11 protein-coding genes are annotated in these 17,281 nt (G+C 67.1%); 8 read left to right on the top strand and 3 right to left on the bottom strand.

Going from position 1 to position 17,281, the window contains the following annotated elements; translation table 11 throughout:
* Nucleotides 1–145 precede the first annotated feature (145 nt).
* From DU478_RS14000 to DU478_RS13980, 5 genes are all read left to right on the top strand, one after another.
* Nucleotides 146–4,885 carry an Ig-like domain-containing protein gene (locus DU478_RS14000; protein ID WP_114511591.1) on the top strand — a complete coding sequence of 1,580 codons (4,740 nt, stop codon included), beginning with the start codon at nucleotides 146–148 and terminating at the stop codon, nucleotides 4,883–4,885.
* Nucleotides 4,886–4,951: 66 nt separating this feature from the next.
* Nucleotides 4,952–6,259 carry a TolC family protein gene (locus DU478_RS13995; RefSeq protein WP_233501272.1) on the top strand — a complete coding sequence of 436 codons (1,308 nt, stop codon included), beginning with the start codon at nucleotides 4,952–4,954 and terminating at the stop codon, nucleotides 6,257–6,259.
* A 56-nt stretch (nucleotides 6,260–6,315) separates the two neighbouring features.
* Entirely contained in the window at nucleotides 6,316–8,472 is a 2,157-nt protein-coding gene (locus DU478_RS13990; protein WP_233501294.1) for an ATP-binding cassette domain-containing protein, read from the top strand.
* Nucleotides 8,473–9,654 (top strand): HlyD family efflux transporter periplasmic adaptor subunit, encoded by a 1,182-nt coding sequence (locus DU478_RS13985; RefSeq protein WP_114511590.1) that lies wholly within the window; start codon nucleotides 8,473–8,475, stop codon nucleotides 9,652–9,654.
* 121 nt (nucleotides 9,655–9,775) lie between these two features.
* Nucleotides 9,776–12,061: a glycosyl hydrolase family 28-related protein gene (locus tag DU478_RS13980; protein WP_114511589.1), complete on the top strand. Its 2,286-nt coding sequence runs from the start codon at nucleotides 9,776–9,778 to the stop codon at nucleotides 12,059–12,061.
* Nucleotides 12,062–12,115: 54 nt separating this feature from the next.
* On the opposite strand, the gene DU478_RS13975 is transcribed toward DU478_RS13980, so the two are convergent.
* Nucleotides 12,116–12,514: a (R)-mandelonitrile lyase gene (locus tag DU478_RS13975; RefSeq protein ID WP_114511588.1), complete on the bottom strand. Its 399-nt coding sequence runs from the start codon at nucleotides 12,512–12,514 to the stop codon at nucleotides 12,116–12,118.
* Between the two features lie 149 nt (nucleotides 12,515–12,663).
* On the opposite strand from DU478_RS13975, the gene DU478_RS13970 reads away from it, so the two are divergent.
* Nucleotides 12,664–12,843 (top strand): hypothetical protein, encoded by a 180-nt coding sequence (locus tag DU478_RS13970; protein WP_114511587.1) that lies wholly within the window; start codon nucleotides 12,664–12,666, stop codon nucleotides 12,841–12,843.
* A 215-nt stretch (nucleotides 12,844–13,058) separates the two neighbouring features.
* Nucleotides 13,059–13,712 (top strand): helix-hairpin-helix domain-containing protein, encoded by a 654-nt coding sequence (locus DU478_RS13965; RefSeq protein ID WP_158545787.1) that lies wholly within the window; start codon nucleotides 13,059–13,061, stop codon nucleotides 13,710–13,712.
* Between the two features lie 66 nt (nucleotides 13,713–13,778).
* Here the strand turns inward: DU478_RS13965 and glyA are convergent, their stop codons facing one another.
* On the bottom strand, nucleotides 13,779–15,074 hold the full coding sequence (gene glyA / locus DU478_RS13960; protein WP_114511585.1) for a serine hydroxymethyltransferase: 1,296 nt from the start codon (nucleotides 15,072–15,074) through the stop codon (nucleotides 13,779–13,781).
* 166 nt (nucleotides 15,075–15,240) lie between these two features.
* Here glyA and DU478_RS13955 point away from each other — a divergent pair, with 166 nt between their 5' ends.
* The gene (locus DU478_RS13955) at nucleotides 15,241–16,002 is read left to right on the top strand and encodes an NAD kinase (RefSeq protein WP_114511584.1); all 762 of its coding nucleotides are present in this window, start codon (nucleotides 15,241–15,243) and stop codon (nucleotides 16,000–16,002) included.
* Between the two features lie 294 nt (nucleotides 16,003–16,296).
* Here the strand turns inward: DU478_RS13955 and DU478_RS13950 are convergent, their stop codons facing one another.
* A complete protein-coding gene (locus DU478_RS13950; protein ID WP_114511583.1) occupies nucleotides 16,297–17,271 on the bottom strand; it encodes a threonine ammonia-lyase in 975 nt (324 codons plus the stop codon).
* Nucleotides 17,272–17,281 lie beyond the last annotated feature (10 nt).

Here is a 17,281-nt window from a genome sequence, read left to right as displayed (position 1 = left end):
GATACGCGATATATTTGCACCGCCCCTAGGGCAAAAAATCAGATCGTCTACCTAAAATCTCTGGCGAAAGACAATCGATTGCGGTATTTCTGCGGCAAATTAACAAGGCGGCGAAAATGCTGCCACGAGGTAGAGCGGTGTTATCATGAATGCGATTGATTTCGTAGCCCGTACACGTGCGGGCGCAACCCATTACGGTTCCGTCGGCGGCGCAGAGCAGGGGTCCACGATCCCGGCGGGCAACGGCGAAGAAATTTCCCTGAACCTGCGGCAAAGCGATCTGCGTGGATACGACCGGGCTGGCGATGATCTGCTGATCACCCTGGCGGATGGCCGGGTGATCGTGATCGAAGGGTATTTCGCCGATGCCGGCGAGGCGGCGAACAGGCTGTTTCTCAGCGCCGACGGCGTGCTCAACGAGGTGACCTTCGAAGCGGCGGAAGGCGGAACGCTGTATGCCGGCTACGGCCCGACCGAAGCCTGGGGCAAGTGGAGCCCGTCGGACGAACTGATCTTCATGGATCGGCCCGAGGTGCTGGCCGAGGCGGCGCCTGCCGAGGACGAAGAGGTCAGCATGCTGGCGGCGGGGCTGCTGGGCCTTGGCGGGCTGGGGACCGCGGGAGCTGCGGGAGGCGCCGCGCTGGCCGGTGCGGCTTTGCTGGGTGCCGCGGGCGGCGGTGGCAGTGGCGGCGGTGGCAATGGCGACGACGACACCCATGGCGTTGGGACCGGTGATGGCGGCAGCGGCGGCGAAAATGGCAACGGCGGCGGTGGCGGCGACGGCACCGGGTCCGGCGGTGGAGGCGGTGGACCGGCGGTGCCGCAGATCGTCACACCCGATGGCAACGTCAGCATCGGTGGCGGGGATGAGCCTGTCATTACGGTCGGCGGAACGGGGGAGCCCGGCTCCGAAGTGGTCGTGACCATCGGCGAAGAAACCGGGTCTGGCATCGTCGATCCGGACGGCGGCTGGAGCATCGACTTCGAGAACGAGAGCTTCCCGGTCGACGGGTCCTATCCGATCGAGGTGTTCGTGACCGATCCCGACGGGACCGAGACGGAATTGACTGGTCCCACCATCACCATCGACACGACGCCGCCGAATTGCGACGTGGACAGCGGTACGCAGTCCACCGGTGACATCGTCAATGCCGAAGATCACAGCGATGGCGCCACGATCACCGGAACCGTCGAGCCGGGGGCGACAGTCGTCGTCGTCGTCGACGGGACGAGCTACGATGCGGTGGTCTCGGAAGGCGGCGCCTGGTCGATCAGCTTCGATTCCACGGTCCTCCCCGAAGGCGAGTATTCCGAGGCGATCCAAATCATCGCCACGGATGATTTTGGCAACCAGACCGTGATTTCCGACGCGGTCGATATCGACACCGTGCCGCATCCGCTGACCATCGATCCGGTCGGGGCCGACAACCTGATCAACGGTGCCGATGCCGATGCCGGCTTCGAAATCACCGGCACGTCCAATGCCGGCGCGGTGGTGTCCGTCGTCTTCGGCGACGTCACCCACGAGGTGACCACGGATGCAGAGGGCATCTGGACGGTTACTGTGGGGTCGGGCGATTTCGCCGGCGGCGAATACATGGCGGATATCAGCGCCAGCACCGTCGATGCGGCGGGCAACACCAGCCAGGCCACGTCGCAGGTCGAGGTCGACACGATCAGCACGGTGACCCTGTCGGGTGACGCCATCCAGGGCGACGATATCGTCAACGCCGAGGAGCACGCCGGCGGCACCGATTTCAGCGGCACGACGCAGCCGGGATCGACGGTCGTGGTGACCGTCGGCGGCACGTCGCTCGACGCGACGGTCGATGCCACGGGCAACTGGTCGGTGACCTTCGGTCCGGGCGATCTGGCGACCGGGACCTATGCCACCGAGGTGGTGGTCACGGCCACGGATGCGGCGGGCAACACCAGCACTGTGTCGCAGGCGTTCCGGGTCGATACCGAGATCGGCGGCAGCATCGACGCGAACACCGCGGGCGACGGCGTGATCAACGCCGCAGAGGCCGCGGCGGGCGTCGAGATCACCGGCTCGGCCGAAGCGGGGGCCTCGGTGACGGTCAGCTTTCAATCCGTGGACTATACCACCACGGCGAGCGAGGCGGGCACCTGGTCGGTCACGGTTCCGACCGGCGGCATCGCCGCGGGCGTCTACGACGCGACGATCACCATGACGGCGCAGGACGCTGCCGGGAACAGCTATACGGAAAGCGCCACGGTCCAGGTGGACACCACCGCGTCGGTGACCTTCGATCACGCCTCCGTCGGCGGCGACGGCACCGTCAACGCGGCGGAACGCGATGGCGGCGTCGCGCTCACCGGCACCGCGCAGGCGGGGTCGTCGGTCGCAATCGAGCTGGCCGGCACGACACACACCACGACGGCGCAGAGCGACGGCAGCTGGAGCGTAACGGTTGCCGCCGCCGACCTACCGGCGGGGTCGCGCGATGTCACCGCCACCGTGACCGCCGAGACCGCGGCCGGGAACTCGGCGACCACCAGCGGCACCTTCCGCGTCGATACCGAGGGATTTGTCGATTTCGACGCCATCGCGGTCGAGGGCGACGATATCGTCAACGCGGCGGAACGCGCCGATGGCGTGACCCTGACGGGTATTTCCGAACCCGGCTCCAGCGTCGAGGTCAGCATCGGCGGGGTCACACGCCCGGCCACCGTCGCCGCCAGCGGCGCCTGGAGCGTCACCTTCGGCGCCAACGAGATCCCGCAGGGCACGCAGAGCGTCACCGCCACGGCCACCGCAACCGACGCCGCCGGCAACGTCAGCAGCGCCACCGACAGCTTTGCCGTCGACACCGAAACCTCGGTCTCCATCGACACGGCGGCGGTCGAAGGCGACGGCACCGTCAACGCAGCGGAACGTGCGGATGGCGTGACCCTCACCGGCGAGGCAGAGCCCGGCAGCACCGTTTTGGTGCAAATGGGCGGCGCGACGCGGCCTGCGACCGTCGCCGCCGACGGCAGCTGGAGCGCGACCTTCTCTGCCAACGAGGTGCCGACCGGCGAACGGGCGGTGCCCGTCACCGCCACCGCCACCGATGCTGCGGGCAACAGCAGCACGGCCAGCGGTAGCGTCGATATCGACACGCTGGTGCGCAACTTCGCCATCACCTCGACCCCCGGCGGGTCCGATGGCGTGATCAACGCGGCCGAGGCGGCGCAGGGGCTGACCTTGACCGGCACGACCGAACCGGGCGGCACCGTGACCCTGACCCTCGACGGTGTGTCGCGGCCCGCGACCGTGGCCGCCGATGGCAGCTGGAGCGTGACCTTCGGCGCGTCGGAATTGCCCAGCGGCGAGCGCAGCGTGACGCTGACCGCCAGCAGCACCGATGCGGCAGGCAACACCGAGGTGCTGACCCAGAGCGTCGCCATCGACACCGAGGCCGGCACGCTGACCATCAGCCCCGATCCGGTCGAGGGCGACGACATCATCAACGCCGCCGAACGCGCCGACGGCGTGACGCTGACCGGCACCTCAGAGCCGGGACAGATGGTGGAAGTGACCTTGGACGGTGTGACCCATTCCGTACGCACCGACAGCACCGGCATCTGGCGCGCCACCTATGCCGCCGGTGAGATCACGCCGGGCACACACGAAGCACAGATCACCGCCACGATCACCGATCCGGCGGGGAACACGCTGACCCGGACGGACTCTGTCCGTGTCGATACCGAAGTGCTGAATTTCGGCGTCAGCGGAGCGGCGGTCGAGGGCGACGACGTCGTCAACGCCGCAGAGGCGTCGGACGGACTTGTCCTGACCGGCACCACCGAACCCGGCGGCAGCGTCACCGTGACCTTCGAGGGCACCGCGCGCGCCGCCAGCGTCGATGCGGCGGGCAACTGGACCGCCAGCTTCACCGCCGCGGAAATCCCGGCGGGCCAGTACGACGCGCTGGTCGCCGTGGCCACCACCGATGCGGCCGGAAACACCGCCAGCACCACCACCGGGTTCCGTGTCGATACGCTCGTGGACCGCCTGGCCATGTCCGACGATCCGGTCACCGCGGACAACGTCGTCAACGCCGCAGAGGCCGCGCAGGGCGTGACCCTGGCCGGCGTCGTCGAGGCGGGCAGCCAGGTCGACGTGACCATCGGCGGTGTCGTGCATGCGGCCGCCGTGGATGCGATGGGCAACTGGAGCGTCGATATCCCGCCCGCGTCGATCCCGGCGGGCACCAGCGATGCGCCGATCCTGATCGAGGCGACCGATGCCGCGGGCAACACCCGGGCGATCACCGAAAGCCTCTCTGTCGACACCGATCCGCCGGTATCTGTGAACGTGGAAAGCTACACCCGCGATCACACCGGTCTGCGCGGCATCTCCATCGCCCTGACCGACGATACGGTCGACGTGGGCCACGTCGTGGACGGGCCGGGCGGAGTTCAGGTCGATCCGGTGTCCTTTGCCAGCTACGACCTTTCGGCGCTGGGCGAAACCAGCCTTGGCTTTACCCAGAACGTGCCGGACGGCTCGCACTTGGTGATCACGGCGACGGACGATGCCGGCAACACCACCGGCACCTACCTGGTCGTCGACGACACCACGACGTCGGTGGTCGACATGAGCGGCGCCGCGACGCTGGGCCAGTTCCAGATCGAGACGATCGACCTGCAATTCGCCGAGGACAGCGAGCTCACGATCACCGAGGCGCAGCTTCTGGCGCTGTCGTCGCACAGCGACACGGTCACCGTCACCGGCGGCGGCGACGACACGGTGACGATCACCGGGGCCACCCTGACCGGAACCACGACCGACGAAACGGGCCAGGGCTTCAACATCTATTCCCTGGGCGAAGGCACGGTCCGGATCGAGGACGACATTACCAACGTGGTGATCTGAGGACCGCCGTGCCCGGAGCCTCTGGCTCCGGGCCGGACAATGCAGACAGGCCAGCGGGGCAGGATCATGGGACAGGGAGCGCAGCACGCAAAGTGTCTGATCGCGGCGACGGTGCTGCTGGCCGGATGCGGTGCAGAGCTGACGAGCCCGGTCACACGGTTCCTGAGCGGCGATGCCACCGCGACGCCAGCGATCCCAGCGGAGAAGCCGCGCGGGGCGGAAACCTCGCCGATCATCGCCGAATTGCGCAGCCGGCACGCGGTCCTGGCGCCGGGCAGCCCGTATGCGCAGGTGGCGCAATCGGTGCTGGCCGCCGATGCGCGCGTCGCCGAGGCCGAGCTGCGCGCCGCGCGCCTGCGGGCCGAGGCGGCATCGAGGAACTGGCTGCCCACCATCGGGCCGCGGGTGTCCCTGACCTCTCTCGGCGACCTGGTGGCGGATCTGGTGGTCAACCAGGTTCTCTTTGACAACGGTCGCAAGAAAGCGGAGCGCGACCTTGCCAAGGCGGATGTGGAGCTGGCGGCCGTCGGTTTGGCGGAAGACGGCAACACCCGCGTCTTCGAGGCGCTGTCGCTGTATCTCGCCGCCGAGGAGGGCCGTGCCACCGAGCGGCAATACGCGCAGGCTGCCGAAGACATGACGCAGTTCGAATGGGTGATGAACGAACGCGTGAAGGGCGGCGTGTCCGACATGTCCGATCTCAACGTGTTGCGCCAGAAACTCGCGGACCTGCGCGCCAAGCGCAGCGCCGCGCGGGAAAAGACCGAAACGGCACTGGCCGAGCTGGGGGCGATGAGTGCCACGCCGCTCACCGGGCTGAGCGGGCTTGGCGGGCTGGCTGCGGCGCCCGATGGCCCCGAGCCGCTGGCGGTGCTGCGGGCACAGGCCGAGCGCGACCGCGCGCTGGCCGAGGCGCGGATCGCGCGCGCGAGCCATCTGCCAGGCCTTTCGGCGAACGTGAGCGGCGGCAACAGCCCCACGAACTACGGTCTGCAGATGGATGCGCAGCCCTTCGGCCTGGGCACCGGCGCGTCGCTGGACGCGATCGAGGCCGGCACCGAGACCGCAAAGCGGCGCGTGGCCGAGACCCGCGAAGCCGAAGAGCGCAAGCTGCAATCGCAGGCCCGGCAGTTGGAGGCGCTGCGACGGCAGGCGGCGGAAGCCGGGGCGCTGACGCATCAGGCCAAGACCAACCTCGACCTGTTTCAGCGTCAGTACGATGGCGGTCAGCGCCAGGTGATGGACGTGGTGGGCGTCTATGAAACCTATGCGCGCGCCATCGAGACCGAGCTGAGCCTGACCTATCGCGCTGCCCGCGCCGAGCTTGAAATCGCGCGCATCCGCGGCGTGCTGGCCGAGGGGGCGCTGATGTGACCGGGGTTACGGTGCAGGGGCTGGCGGACCGGGCGCGCAAGGCGCTGCTGAAGCCCGTGCCCACGCAACCTGCCAACCTGCCGGCGCGCGCCCCGAGGCACAGCGACCGCGCCCGCAACCGCGCCGAACTGATCCGGGTGCTGGGGCGGCGGCTGGGGGTCGAGCCGCGGCTTCCCGATGTGCTGGAGGCACTGAGCCTGCATCGCCGCGAAAACGACCGTTACGACGCCGACGCGCTCTGCGCCGGGCTGATCGCGGCCGGGCTCGAGGCGACTCAGGTCGCGCCGAGGCGGCTGGAGACCGCGCGCTGGCCGGCGCTGGCGCTGATGTCGAACGGGCAGGCGGTGCTGGTGCTGGACCGGCAGGGCGATGCCTTGCGGATCTACGACCCGACCCAGACCGACCACCAGTCCGAGGTCCCGCTGGCGGAGTTCCTGCCGCATTTCAGCGGCACTCTTTTGCAGGCCGAAGCGCCGATGGCGCATCTGGCGGACACTCACGCATCGGTCATCCGCGAGGCGCATTGGTTCTGGGGTCGCTTCGCCGCCTTCCGCCGCCAGATCGCAGAGGTGGCGCTGGGGTCCTTCGTGGCGAACCTGCTGGCCGTGGCGGTGGCGCTGTTCTCGCTGCAGGTCTACGACCGGGTGATCCCGCACCAGTCCGAGGCGACGCTCTGGGTGCTGGCCGCGGGCGCAGCGATGGCGCTTCTGATGGAAGGGTTCCTCAAGACCGCGCGGGCGCAGCTTCTGGACGGCGCGGGCCGGCAGATCGAGATGGGCGTGCAGGGGCTGCTGATGGATCGGCTGCTGGGCATGCGCTCGGACCTCGCGGGCCGGTCGCCGGCACAGCTTTTCTCGTCGATGCGGGAGTTCGGGTCGGTGCGGGAATTCTTCACCGCCTCGACCGTCGGCGCGCTGACCGACATCCCGTTCATCTTCGTCTTCCTTCTGCTGGTCTGGTCGATCGCGGGCAACGTGGTCTGGGTGCTGATGCTGGGCGGCGTGCTGATGGTGGTGCCGGGGTTCCTGATGCAACGGCGGATGATCCGCCTCACGCAGGAAATGCAGGGCGCCAGTGCCCGGTCCTCGCGGCTCTTGCAGGAAACGGTGGTCGAGCTCGACACCATCAAGACCCAGCGCGGAGAGGACCGGTTCCGCCGCATCTGGGCGGAACTGACGGCGGTGCAATCGCTGAAATCGTCGGAACAGCGGCGGCTGTCCTCGGCGCTGACCTTCTGGAGCCAGGGGGTGCAGCAGGCGACCTATGTCGCGGCGGTCATCACCGGCACTTACCTGGTCTTCGCCGGACAATTCACCGTGGGGTCGATCATCGCCACGGGCATCCTCACCTCGCGGACGCTGGCGCCGCTGACGCAGCTGTCGGGCATCATGGCGCGCTGGGGCAATGTCAAGGCGGCGCTGGACGGACTCGACGGCATCGCCGATGCGCCGCAGGACCGCAGCACGACGCGCACCTACCTTCGCCGCGACAAGATCGCCGGGCGCTACGAGTTACGCGGCGTGAGCTATCGCTACGATCCCGACGGTGCACCGGTGCTGGACATCGCGCAGCTGGCGCTGAACGCGGGTCAGACCGTCGCGGTGCTGGGGGCCAACGGGTCGGGCAAGTCGACGCTGCTCAAGCTGCTGTCGGGGCTTTACGCGCCGGGCGAAGGCAAGCTGCTGATCGACGGCACCGAAATGGGCCAGATCGACCCGCGCGACCTGCGCCGCGGGATCGGCTACCTGGGCCAGGAGGTGCGTCTGTTCCACGGCACGCTGCGCGACAACCTGAACCTCAACCTGCTGGAACGTGACGACGACAGGCTCTATGCCGCGCTCGATTTCGCCGGGCTGGGGCAGTACATCAAGGCGCATGCCAAGGGGCTGGACCTCGAGATCCGCGACGGCGGCGAGGGCTTGTCAGTGGGGCAGAGGCAAAGCATCGGCTGGGCGCGGCTGTGGCTGCAGGATCCGGGAGTCTGCTTGCTGGACGAACCCACCGCGGCGCTGGACCAGACGCTGGAGCGGACGCTGATCTCGCGGCTCGAGGGCTGGCTGCAGGGCCGTACGGCAGTGATCGCAACGCATCGCGTGCCGATCCTGGCGCTGGCGGAACGCACGCTGATCCTGGCCAATGGCCGGATGGCGGTGGACGGGCCGCGCGACCAGGTGCTGGACCACCTGCGCACCGCTAGCCAGGGGGGCAGCTAGATGGCGACGCCGACGACGGCCTTTGGCGACCAGATGGCGCAGCGGATGCGCGGGCCTTCGCTGATGATCTGGCTCTGCGCCGCGACTGTTTGGCTTTTCATCATCTGGGCGGCGAACGCCTGGATCGACGAGATCGTGCGCGCCGAGGGCGAGATCATCAGCTCGTCGCGGCCGCAGATCATCCAGAACCTCGAAGGCGGCATCCTGTCGGAACTGCTGGTCAAGGAAGGTGACGAGGTGCTGCGCGGCGACGTGCTGGCGCGGCTGCATGGCACGATGTTCGAATCCTCGGTGGACGATCTCGAGGATCAGATCGCGACGCTGGAGGTGCGGCGGCTGCGCCTCGAAGCGGAACTGGCGGGGCAGACCGCCTTCGATGTGCCCGCGGACCTGGCGCAGCGGGCGCCGGACATGGTGGCGTCGGAACGCGCGCTGCTGGCGGCCCGGCAGGCGGATTTCTCCAAGCGCAGCGACGGCGCGCGTCGGGTGCTGGATCAGGCGGCCAAGGAACTGAGCCTGCTCGAGGATCTGCTGGACAAGAAGGTGGTGGCGTTGATCGAGGTGACCCGCGCGCGAAAGGCGCATGCGGATGCGCGGATCAAGTACGACGAAATCGTCACCCAAGCCGAACTGGGCCGCGCGCAGGACTATTCCGAAACGCTGCGCGAACTGGCGACGTTGCGCCAAAACCTCAGAGCGAGCATGGATCAGCTGAACCGCACCACGCTGCTGAGCCCGATGCACGGCGTGGTGAACACACTGTCGGTCACCACCATCGGCGGCGTCGTGCGCCCGGGCGAGGAGATCCTGCAAATCATCCCGCTGGACGAGGAGCTGTTCGTCGAGGCCAAGGTCGCGCCCGAGGATATCGCGGGCATCCGCCCCGGGCAGGAGGCGACGATAAAGCTCTCGGCTTATGACTACACGATCTACGGCACGCTCAAGGCGCGGGTCGACGTGATCTCGGCCGACACCTTCAAGGACGAGCGCACGCGGGACGAGGATCCGCATTACAAGGTCACGCTGCGGGTCGACATGGGGTCGCTGACGGAACGGCAGGCGCAGATCGAGATCCGGCCGGGCATGCTGGGGCAGGTGGAGCTGCACACCGGCGAAAAGACCGTGCTGCAATACCTGCTCAAGCCGCTTTACAAGTCTCGCGAGGCGCTGCGCGAACCCTGAGCAATGCGCGGCGCAACGGCCACCGTCACGGTGGTCTTGGCCGGTGTTAAGCCTTGCCGCCTAAATCCCTTTGCCGAAGCAACGGCCACCTCCGGGCCGCGGTGCGAGGAAAGGGACAGCGATGAACAAGGCGATTACCGATGGCGTGGTGCTGATGCCGCCAGAGTTTGGGGCGGGTCTGGGTGTCTGGGCGCGCGGCGACGGCGTGCCGGGCTCGGACACCTATCAGAACGTGGCCTCGGCGGCCTTCGTCCCGGCGGACCAGGATTTCGGCGGCTGTCTCGAACTGCTGAAGACCGACTCCGTGCAGAAGATCCGCTACTTGGGCGAAACGCCGCTGTTGCCGGGCTGCTACCTGCGGATCACGGCGCGGGTCAAGGCGGTCTCGGGCAACCTGCCCTCGGTGCGCATTGCCGGCTGGGCCGGGGCCGCAGGCGGCGGGCATGTGAACGGGGTGACCGAGGTCGGGCCGTCCGCGACGATCACGAATTACGGCGAGGTCGTCGAAGTCTCGGCGATCGTCGGTGCGGGCAACCGGACCGGGGTCGATATGGTCTGGGGCGTGCAGCCGATCTACGGCCATTTCGGGCTCGACCTGACCGGTCCCAACGGCGGCGTCGTCCGGGTGGATGACATCGTCATCGAGGACGTGACCGAGGTGTTCCTGCGCAACATCCTGAACGTGGTCGACGTGCGCGACTACGGCGCCGTGGGCGACGGCACCACCAACGATGCCGCGGCCTTCGAGGCGGCGGATGCGGATGCCCGCGGGCGCCGGGTGCTGGTGTCGGCGGGCACCTACCGGCTGGCCAGTTCGGTGACGCTGGAAAGCCGGGTGGAGTTCGAAGGTTCGGTCACCATGCCCGACCATGCCATCCTGTCGCTGACCAAGGATTTCTCGCTGCCCACCTATATCGACGCCTTCGGCGGCGACGAGGAGATGGCGTTCAGGAAGGCGGTGCAATCGCTGATGAACAACGCCGATCACGAAAGCCTCGACCTCGCAGGCCGGCGGGTGTCGATCACCGCTCCCATCGACGTTCAGCAAGCGGTGAACAACCGCACCGCCTATGCGCAGCGCCGGGTCATCCGCAACGGCCAGCTGCGGGCGGAATCCACCGGCAACTGGGCGCCCACGGTGGTCACAAGCCAGGCGCGCTATGCGGCCGACAACCGGTTCCGCCTGACCAACGTAACCAATGTCGCCAATATCCCGGTGGGCGCTTTGGTCGAAGGCAACGGTGTCGGGCGCGAAATTTATGTGCGCGACGTGAACGTGGCCGCACAGGAGGTGACGCTCTCGCAGCCGCTGTCGGATGCGATCGGCACGCAAAGCTACACCTTCACGCGGTTCAAATACATCCTCGACTTCAGCGGCTTCGAAAAGCTCGACCAGTTCGTGCTCGAAGATATCGAGTTTCAATGCCAGGAAGAGGCCAGCGGCGTGCTGCTGGCGCCGCTGGGCACGATCATGCAGATCCGCGATTGCACCTTCAACCGGCCCGGACATCGCGGCATTTCCAGCCCCGGCGACGGTTGCCAGGGGATGCTTGTGGATTACTGCCAGTTCATCAGCCACGAAGGCGGGACGCTGACGCAGAACCGTGTATCGGTGGCGATCAACTCGAATGCCAACGACGTCAAGATCCGCAACTGCCGGGCCTCGCAATTCCGCCATTTCGCCGTCATCAGCGGGGCGCATACGACCATCGCCAACAACCACTTCTTCCAGGGCGACGAATCCTCCAACGGGCTGCGGTCCGCCGGGATCGTGCTGTGCCTGCGGGCCTGCAACGCGTCGATCACCGGCAACTACATCGACAACGCCTTCATCGAATGGACCAACGAACGCGAACCCGAGCCGGATTTTTCCGGCGGTTTCGGTTTCGCCGGCCTGTCGGTCACCGGCAACGTGTTCCTGTCATCAAACGTGGCGCCGTGGTTTTCCTTCGTGGTGGTCAAGCCGTATGGCAGCGGCCAGTTCGTCAACGGCCTGAATGTTTCGGGCAACACCTTCCGCTGCGTCGGCACGACGATGAACCGGGTGGAGCGGGTCGACACCTCGTTCTCGGGACTCGACTTTGCACGGATGAAAAAGATCACCTTCGTCGGCAACACCTACCACAACATCGAATTCGGGGCCGAGAACCCGCTGGTGGTGGCGCATTCCCAGAACACGCCCGAACAGGTGTGGGAAGTGTCCACCGACGGCCGCTTGCCGTTCAACGGCTACGCGCTCGACGTGGATGCGGTGGCGCTGCGCGGTCGGTTGCGCAACGAATCCAACGTCAGCCGCTACGACAATCCCCATACGGAAACCCGGCGCGGTCCGGCAGAGGACGAAATTCACCTGACGTTTTCCGCGCCGATGCGCGGGGACGTGAACGTGACGATGCGGATGGACTGAGGCGCAGGCTTTGACGGCGGGGAAGGGCTGCGCGCTGCGCGGCCCTTTTTCGTTTCAGTTGCCGGCATATTGCGCGTCGGTGACTTCCTCGAGCCAGTCGGCGGCGCTGCCGTCTTGCGCCTCCTGCATGGCGAGATGCGTCATCGGCGCGTCTGGACCGGCCCCGTGCCAGTGCTTTTCACCCGGCGCGAAGAATACCGTGTCGCCCGGGTCAAGCCGCATCACCGCGCCGCCGTCGGTCTGGGCAAGGCAGGTGCCGGAGAGGACCAGCAGGGTCTGACCCAGCGGATGCGTGTGCCAGAACGTGCGCGCGCCGGGGCCAAAGGTCACCCGCGCGGCGTTCAGGCGGGCGGGCGCATCCGGCGTCGGTACCGGTTCGAGCGTGACGGTGCCGGTGAAATAGTCGGAATTGCCAGAGCGGCTGTCGTGATCGGCGCTGCGGGTGATCTGCATGGGTCCGGGTCCTTTGCGGCTTTCGGGCAGGGAACACCAATGGCGGTGCGTTGCCAAGGGGGGTGGCGCGCCATTGCCAAATGACGAAAAATGTATATACATACGATATGCATTGCAAAGGCGATGCCCCGTTCGTGGAGATCTGAGCCGTGCCGGACAAGAAGAAGCCCAAGAAAAAGGGCCTGAAGGACAGCCAGCTGATCATCAGGATCGCCGGCTCCGACAGGGACCGCTTCGTGGCGTTGTGCGAGGATCTCGACACCAGCGCCGCGCGCGAAATCCGACGGTTCATTCGCGAGTTCCTGGCCGCGCATGACGTTGCGTCCTGACGCAGGGCCACAGAATGTCAAAGGAGACACCGATGTCGAAGAAATCCAAGATCAAGTCGCTCAAGGCCGAGGTCAAAAGCCGTAAGGCCAAGATCAAGCGTCACGAGAGCAAGTTGAAAACCGCCAAGAAGGCGCTCAGGAAAGTCGCCTGAGGCATGGGTCCGCGTTGCCGATGTTCGGCATCGCGAACCGCTCAGACCAAGGAGAGTGAGACGATGAAAACGCTCGAAGAGGTGCCCGGCGTCGGACCGGCCCTTGCCACGCTGCTGCGAAAGAACGGTATTGCAACTGCCGCCGATCTCGCGTCCCGCAGCGCAGACGACCTGCAACAGATCCCCGGCATCGGCGCCGCGCGTGCGCAGAAGCTGGCAACCTCGGCGACCGCGGAGACACCCGCCACGCCATCCGCGCAACCGGCGCCTGCTTCCGCAACGGATGTGACGCCAGGTCCGCAACCGGAACGGTCAGCGCCCGCGGTCAACGGCAAAGACGCACTGCCCGCGAAAGTCGCCAAGCCGACGCAGACCGACAGGGACGCCAAGCCGGCCAAAGCTTCCAAAACTGCGAAAGCTGCCACGCCTGCGAAGTCGGCAAAAGCGGCCAAGCCCAAGAAGGCCGGAAAGCCCGCAAAGCCGAAAAGCGCTGCAAAGTCCGCCGACACAGCAGCGGCCAAGACGGCAAGCAAGAAAAAGACCGCGGCGAAGGATAAGCCAGCCACCGCAAAGAAGAAGGCCGACAAGGCGGTAAAGAAAGCCGAAACCATTGCCGAAAAGGCCAAGGCAAAAGCCCGAAAGGCTGCTGCCAAGGCCGAGAAGGCGATCGAGAAGGCGAAGAAGAAGATCAAGAAGGCCAAAAAGGCCAGGTCCTGATCCCGCATCACGAAAAAACGCCCCGCGTTGCTGCGGGGCGTTTGCGTCTGTAAAGCGCGGTGCGCCTCAGAGGTTGGGGTAGAGCGGGAAACGCGCGCAAAGCTCGGCCACTTCGCCGCGCACTTTCTCTTCGACCGCGCCGTTGCCGTCTTCGCCGTTGGCGGCAAGACCGTCCACGACTTCGTTGATCCAGCGGGCGATCTGGCGGAACTCCGGCTCACCGAAGCCGCGGGTGGTGCCCGCCGAAGACCCCAGCCGGATGCCGCTGGTGACGGTCGGCTTTTCCTCGTCGAAGGGGACGCCGTTCTTGTTGCAGGTGATGTGCGCGCGGCCCAGGGCCTTGTCGGTGGCGTTGCCCTTCACACCCTTGGGGCGCAGGTCAACCAGCACGATGTGGGTGTCGGTGCCGTGGGTCACGGTCTCGAGTCCGCCCTTGTGCAGTTCGTCCGCCAGCGCCTGTGCGTTGGTGATGACGTTCTTGATGTAGCTCTTGAACGAGGGGTCGAGCGCTTCGCCGAAGGCCACGGCCTTGGCGGCGATCACGTGCATCAGCGGTCCGCCCTGAATGCCGGGGAAGATGGCGGAGTTGAACTTTTTCGCCAGCGCCTCGTCGTCGGTGAGGATCATGCCGCCGCGCGGACCGCGCAGGGTCTTGTGCGTGGTGGTGGTCGCCACGTGCACATGCGGGAAGGGGTTCGGATATTCGCCCGCCGCGATCAGACCGGCGAAATGCGCCACGTCCGCCAGCAGGTAGGCGCCGCAGCTGTCGGCGATTTCGCGGAACTTCTTGAAGTCGATGGTGCGCGGGATGGCCGAGCCGCCGGCGATAATCATCTGCGGCTTGTGCTCTGCGGCCAGCGCGGCCAGCTGATCATAGTCAATATCCAACGTGTCGCGCTTCACGCCGTATTGCACGGCGTTGAACCACTTGCCCGACTGGTTGGGCGCGGCACCGTGGGTCAGGTGACCGCCGGCGTCGAGGCTCATGCCGAGGATGGTGTCGCCGGGCTTCAGAAGCGCCTGGAACACGCCCTGGTTGGCCTGGCTGCCAGAATTCGGCTGCACGTTGGCAAAGCCGCAGCCGAAGAGCTTGGTGGCGCGGTCGATGGCCAGTTCCTCGGCCTTGTCGACCCATTGGCAGCCGCCGTAGTAGCGGCGGCCCGGGTAGCCCTCGGCATACTTGTTGGTCATGACGCTGCCCTGCGCTTCCATCACGGCGGCAGAGACGATGTTTTCCGAGGCGATGAGCTCGATCTCGTCGCGCTGACGGCCCAGTTCGCCGGTGATGGCGGCGCTGATTTCGGGGTCGCGCTTGGCAAGGCTGTCGGTGAAGAAACCAGTGTCGCGGTGCGGGGCGTTCATGGCGTGGCCTCCTGTTGGGTGCATCAATTCTGCGGGTTTCCTATAGGAAAGTATGCAGCGATCAAGGTCTGTAAAGCGTGAAATAGTCTTAAGACTCCGGCTTTGCTGGCCCTTGCGGGAAACTTGTGCTTGTTTCAGAAACAGATAGCCGGAACCGGATCGCCTGATGACTTTACGAATTGCCTTCGCCGCGAGCCATGCGCCCATCGCACAGGCCGCGCGTGAATCGCTGATCCGGCAATACGGCGATCATGCCGAGGACGGCGCGGACGTGATCGTGGCCCTCGGCGGCGACGGTTTCATGCTGCACACGCTGCACCGGACGCAGGGGTTCGCGGCGCCGGTCTACGGCATGAACCGCGGCACGGTCGGCTTTCTGATGAACGAATATTCCGATCACGGGCTGGTGGACCGCTTGCAGGCGGCCGAAGAGGCGGTGATCAACCCGCTCTCGATGCATGCGGTGACGGCCAGCGGCGCCGAACACCACGAGCTTGCCATCAACGAGGTGTCGCTGCTGCGGCAGGGGCCGCAGGCGGCGCGGCTGCGGATCAGCGTCGACGGGCGGCTGCGCATGTCGGAACTGGTCTGCGACGGCGCGCTGGTGGCGACGCCTGCGGGGTCGACCGCCTACAACTATTCGGCGCACGGCCCGATCCTGCCCATCGGGTCGGATGTGCTGGCGCTGACGGCGATGGCGGCGTTCCGGCCCCGGCGCTGGCGCGGGGCGCTCTTGCCCAAGACCGCCGAGGTCCGGTTCGAGGTGCTGGATGCCGAGAAGCGCCCGGTCATGGCCGAGGCCGACGCCCGGTCGGTCCGCGACGTGGTCCGGGTGGACATCCGGTCAGAGCCCAGCATCGCCCACCGGGTGCTCTTCGACCCCGGCCACGGACTCGAGGAGCGGCTCATCCAGGAGCAGTTCGTCTAGCGCAGCAGGCTGCCGTGCAGATAGTCCGGATGCGGCGCGGCACCGGGCCCGGAGTCAAGGCCGCTTGCGGCCGCCGGGCCAGCGTCATGCCGAAGGCATGCCTCTGGCATGACCCGCCCCGTCGCACCAGAGGTGCGCCGCTCTCCTTGGCACGCCTTTGGCGTGGTGGGCGGCGCTTTGGCTGGTCTTGGCGAAAAGCTGGGGCGGCTTTCGGGTTTGGCGGACATAAAGTGCAAAGCGGTGTGGGCAGAGGCGCCACCCCGCGGGCCGGCGCTGGACAGGCGGCTTCGACTGTTACGCCGAAAATCGTGTCAACGTCTGCGCAAACAGCCCCGCATCCACGTTCCCGCCCGAGATCGTGACGATCACCGCCTCGCCCTCGACCTCGCCCGGATGGAACAGCGCCGCCGCCAGCGCCACCGCGCCGCCCGGTTCGGCGACCACGCGCAGGTAGCGGAAGGCCAGCGCCATGGCGCGCTGCGCCTCGTCTTCGGTGACCACGAGGCCCGGCCCGCAAAGCCGGGACATGATCGGAAAGGTCAGATCGCCCGGGCGCGGCGTCACGATGGCATCGCAGAGGCCGCCCGGCGCGCGCCGGTTCGTCTCGATCCGGCCCGAGGCCAGCGACCGGGCCACGTCGTCGTAATGCTCGGGCTCCACCGGGCGGACGCGCAGGCCCGGCGCGCGGGCTTCGAGCGCCAGCGCAATGCCCGAGGTGAAGCCGCCGCCGCCGCAGCAGACCAGCATGTCGCCGCGTTCGACTCCCATTTCCGCCGCCTGTTCGGCGATCTCCAGCCCGCAGGTGCCTTGCCCAGCGATGACCTGCGGTTCGTCGAAGGGCTTGATCAGCGTCAGACCTCGTTCGTCGGCCAGCCGCGCGCCGATGGCGTCGCGGTCCTCGTTCGCGCGGTCGTAAAGCACCACCTCGGCCCCCAGCGCACGAGTGCCGTCGATCTTGGCGCGCGGCGCGTCGGAAGGCATGATGATCACCGCCGGTGCGCCGAAGCTGCGGGCGGCAAAGGCCACGCCCTGCGCGTGGTTCCCCGAGGAAAAGGCGATGACGCCGTGGGCGCAGGTGTCCGGGTCGAGCGCAGAGACCGCCGACCAGCCGCCGCGCCCCTTGAAGCTGCCGGTCACCTGCAGGCACTCGGCCTTGACCAGCACCCGGCGGCCCGCGATCTCGTCCAGGAAGGGCGAGTTCAGCAGCGGCGTGCGCCGGATGTGGCCTTTCAGGCGGGCCGCCGCGGCGTCGATCATGTCGATGTTCATGGATGTGCTC

This window comes from Thalassococcus profundi (assembly GCF_003344785.1).
In the GTDB taxonomy this organism is placed as follows: Bacteria; Pseudomonadota; Alphaproteobacteria; order Rhodobacterales; family Rhodobacteraceae; genus Puniceibacterium; species Puniceibacterium profundi.
Note: the sequence above shows the minus strand (reverse complement) of the source record. Positions and strands in the feature narration are given on the sequence as shown.

What these genes read in the sequence shown, in the direction of transcription:
- DU478_RS13980 (WP_114511589.1), top strand. Translation starts at nt 9,776, where the DNA reads ATGAACAAGGCGATTACCGATGGCGTGGTGCTGATGCCGCCAGAGTTT.
- DU478_RS13950 (WP_114511583.1), bottom strand. Translation starts at nt 17,271, where the DNA reads ATGAACATCGACATGATCGACGCCGCGGCGGCCCGCCTGAAAGGCCAC.
- DU478_RS13955 (WP_114511584.1), top strand. Translation starts at nt 15,241, where the DNA reads ATGACTTTACGAATTGCCTTCGCCGCGAGCCATGCGCCCATCGCACAG.
- DU478_RS14000 (WP_114511591.1), top strand. Translation starts at nt 146, where the DNA reads ATGAATGCGATTGATTTCGTAGCCCGTACACGTGCGGGCGCAACCCAT.
- glyA (WP_114511585.1), bottom strand. Translation starts at nt 15,074, where the DNA reads ATGAACGCCCCGCACCGCGACACTGGTTTCTTCACCGACAGCCTTGCC.
- DU478_RS13975 (WP_114511588.1), bottom strand. Translation starts at nt 12,514, where the DNA reads ATGCAGATCACCCGCAGCGCCGATCACGACAGCCGCTCTGGCAATTCC.
- DU478_RS13985 (WP_114511590.1), top strand. Translation starts at nt 8,473, where the DNA reads ATGGCGACGCCGACGACGGCCTTTGGCGACCAGATGGCGCAGCGGATG.
- DU478_RS13965 (WP_158545787.1), top strand. Translation starts at nt 13,059, where the DNA reads ATGAAAACGCTCGAAGAGGTGCCCGGCGTCGGACCGGCCCTTGCCACG.
- DU478_RS13995 (WP_233501272.1), top strand. Translation starts at nt 4,952, where the DNA reads ATGGGACAGGGAGCGCAGCACGCAAAGTGTCTGATCGCGGCGACGGTG.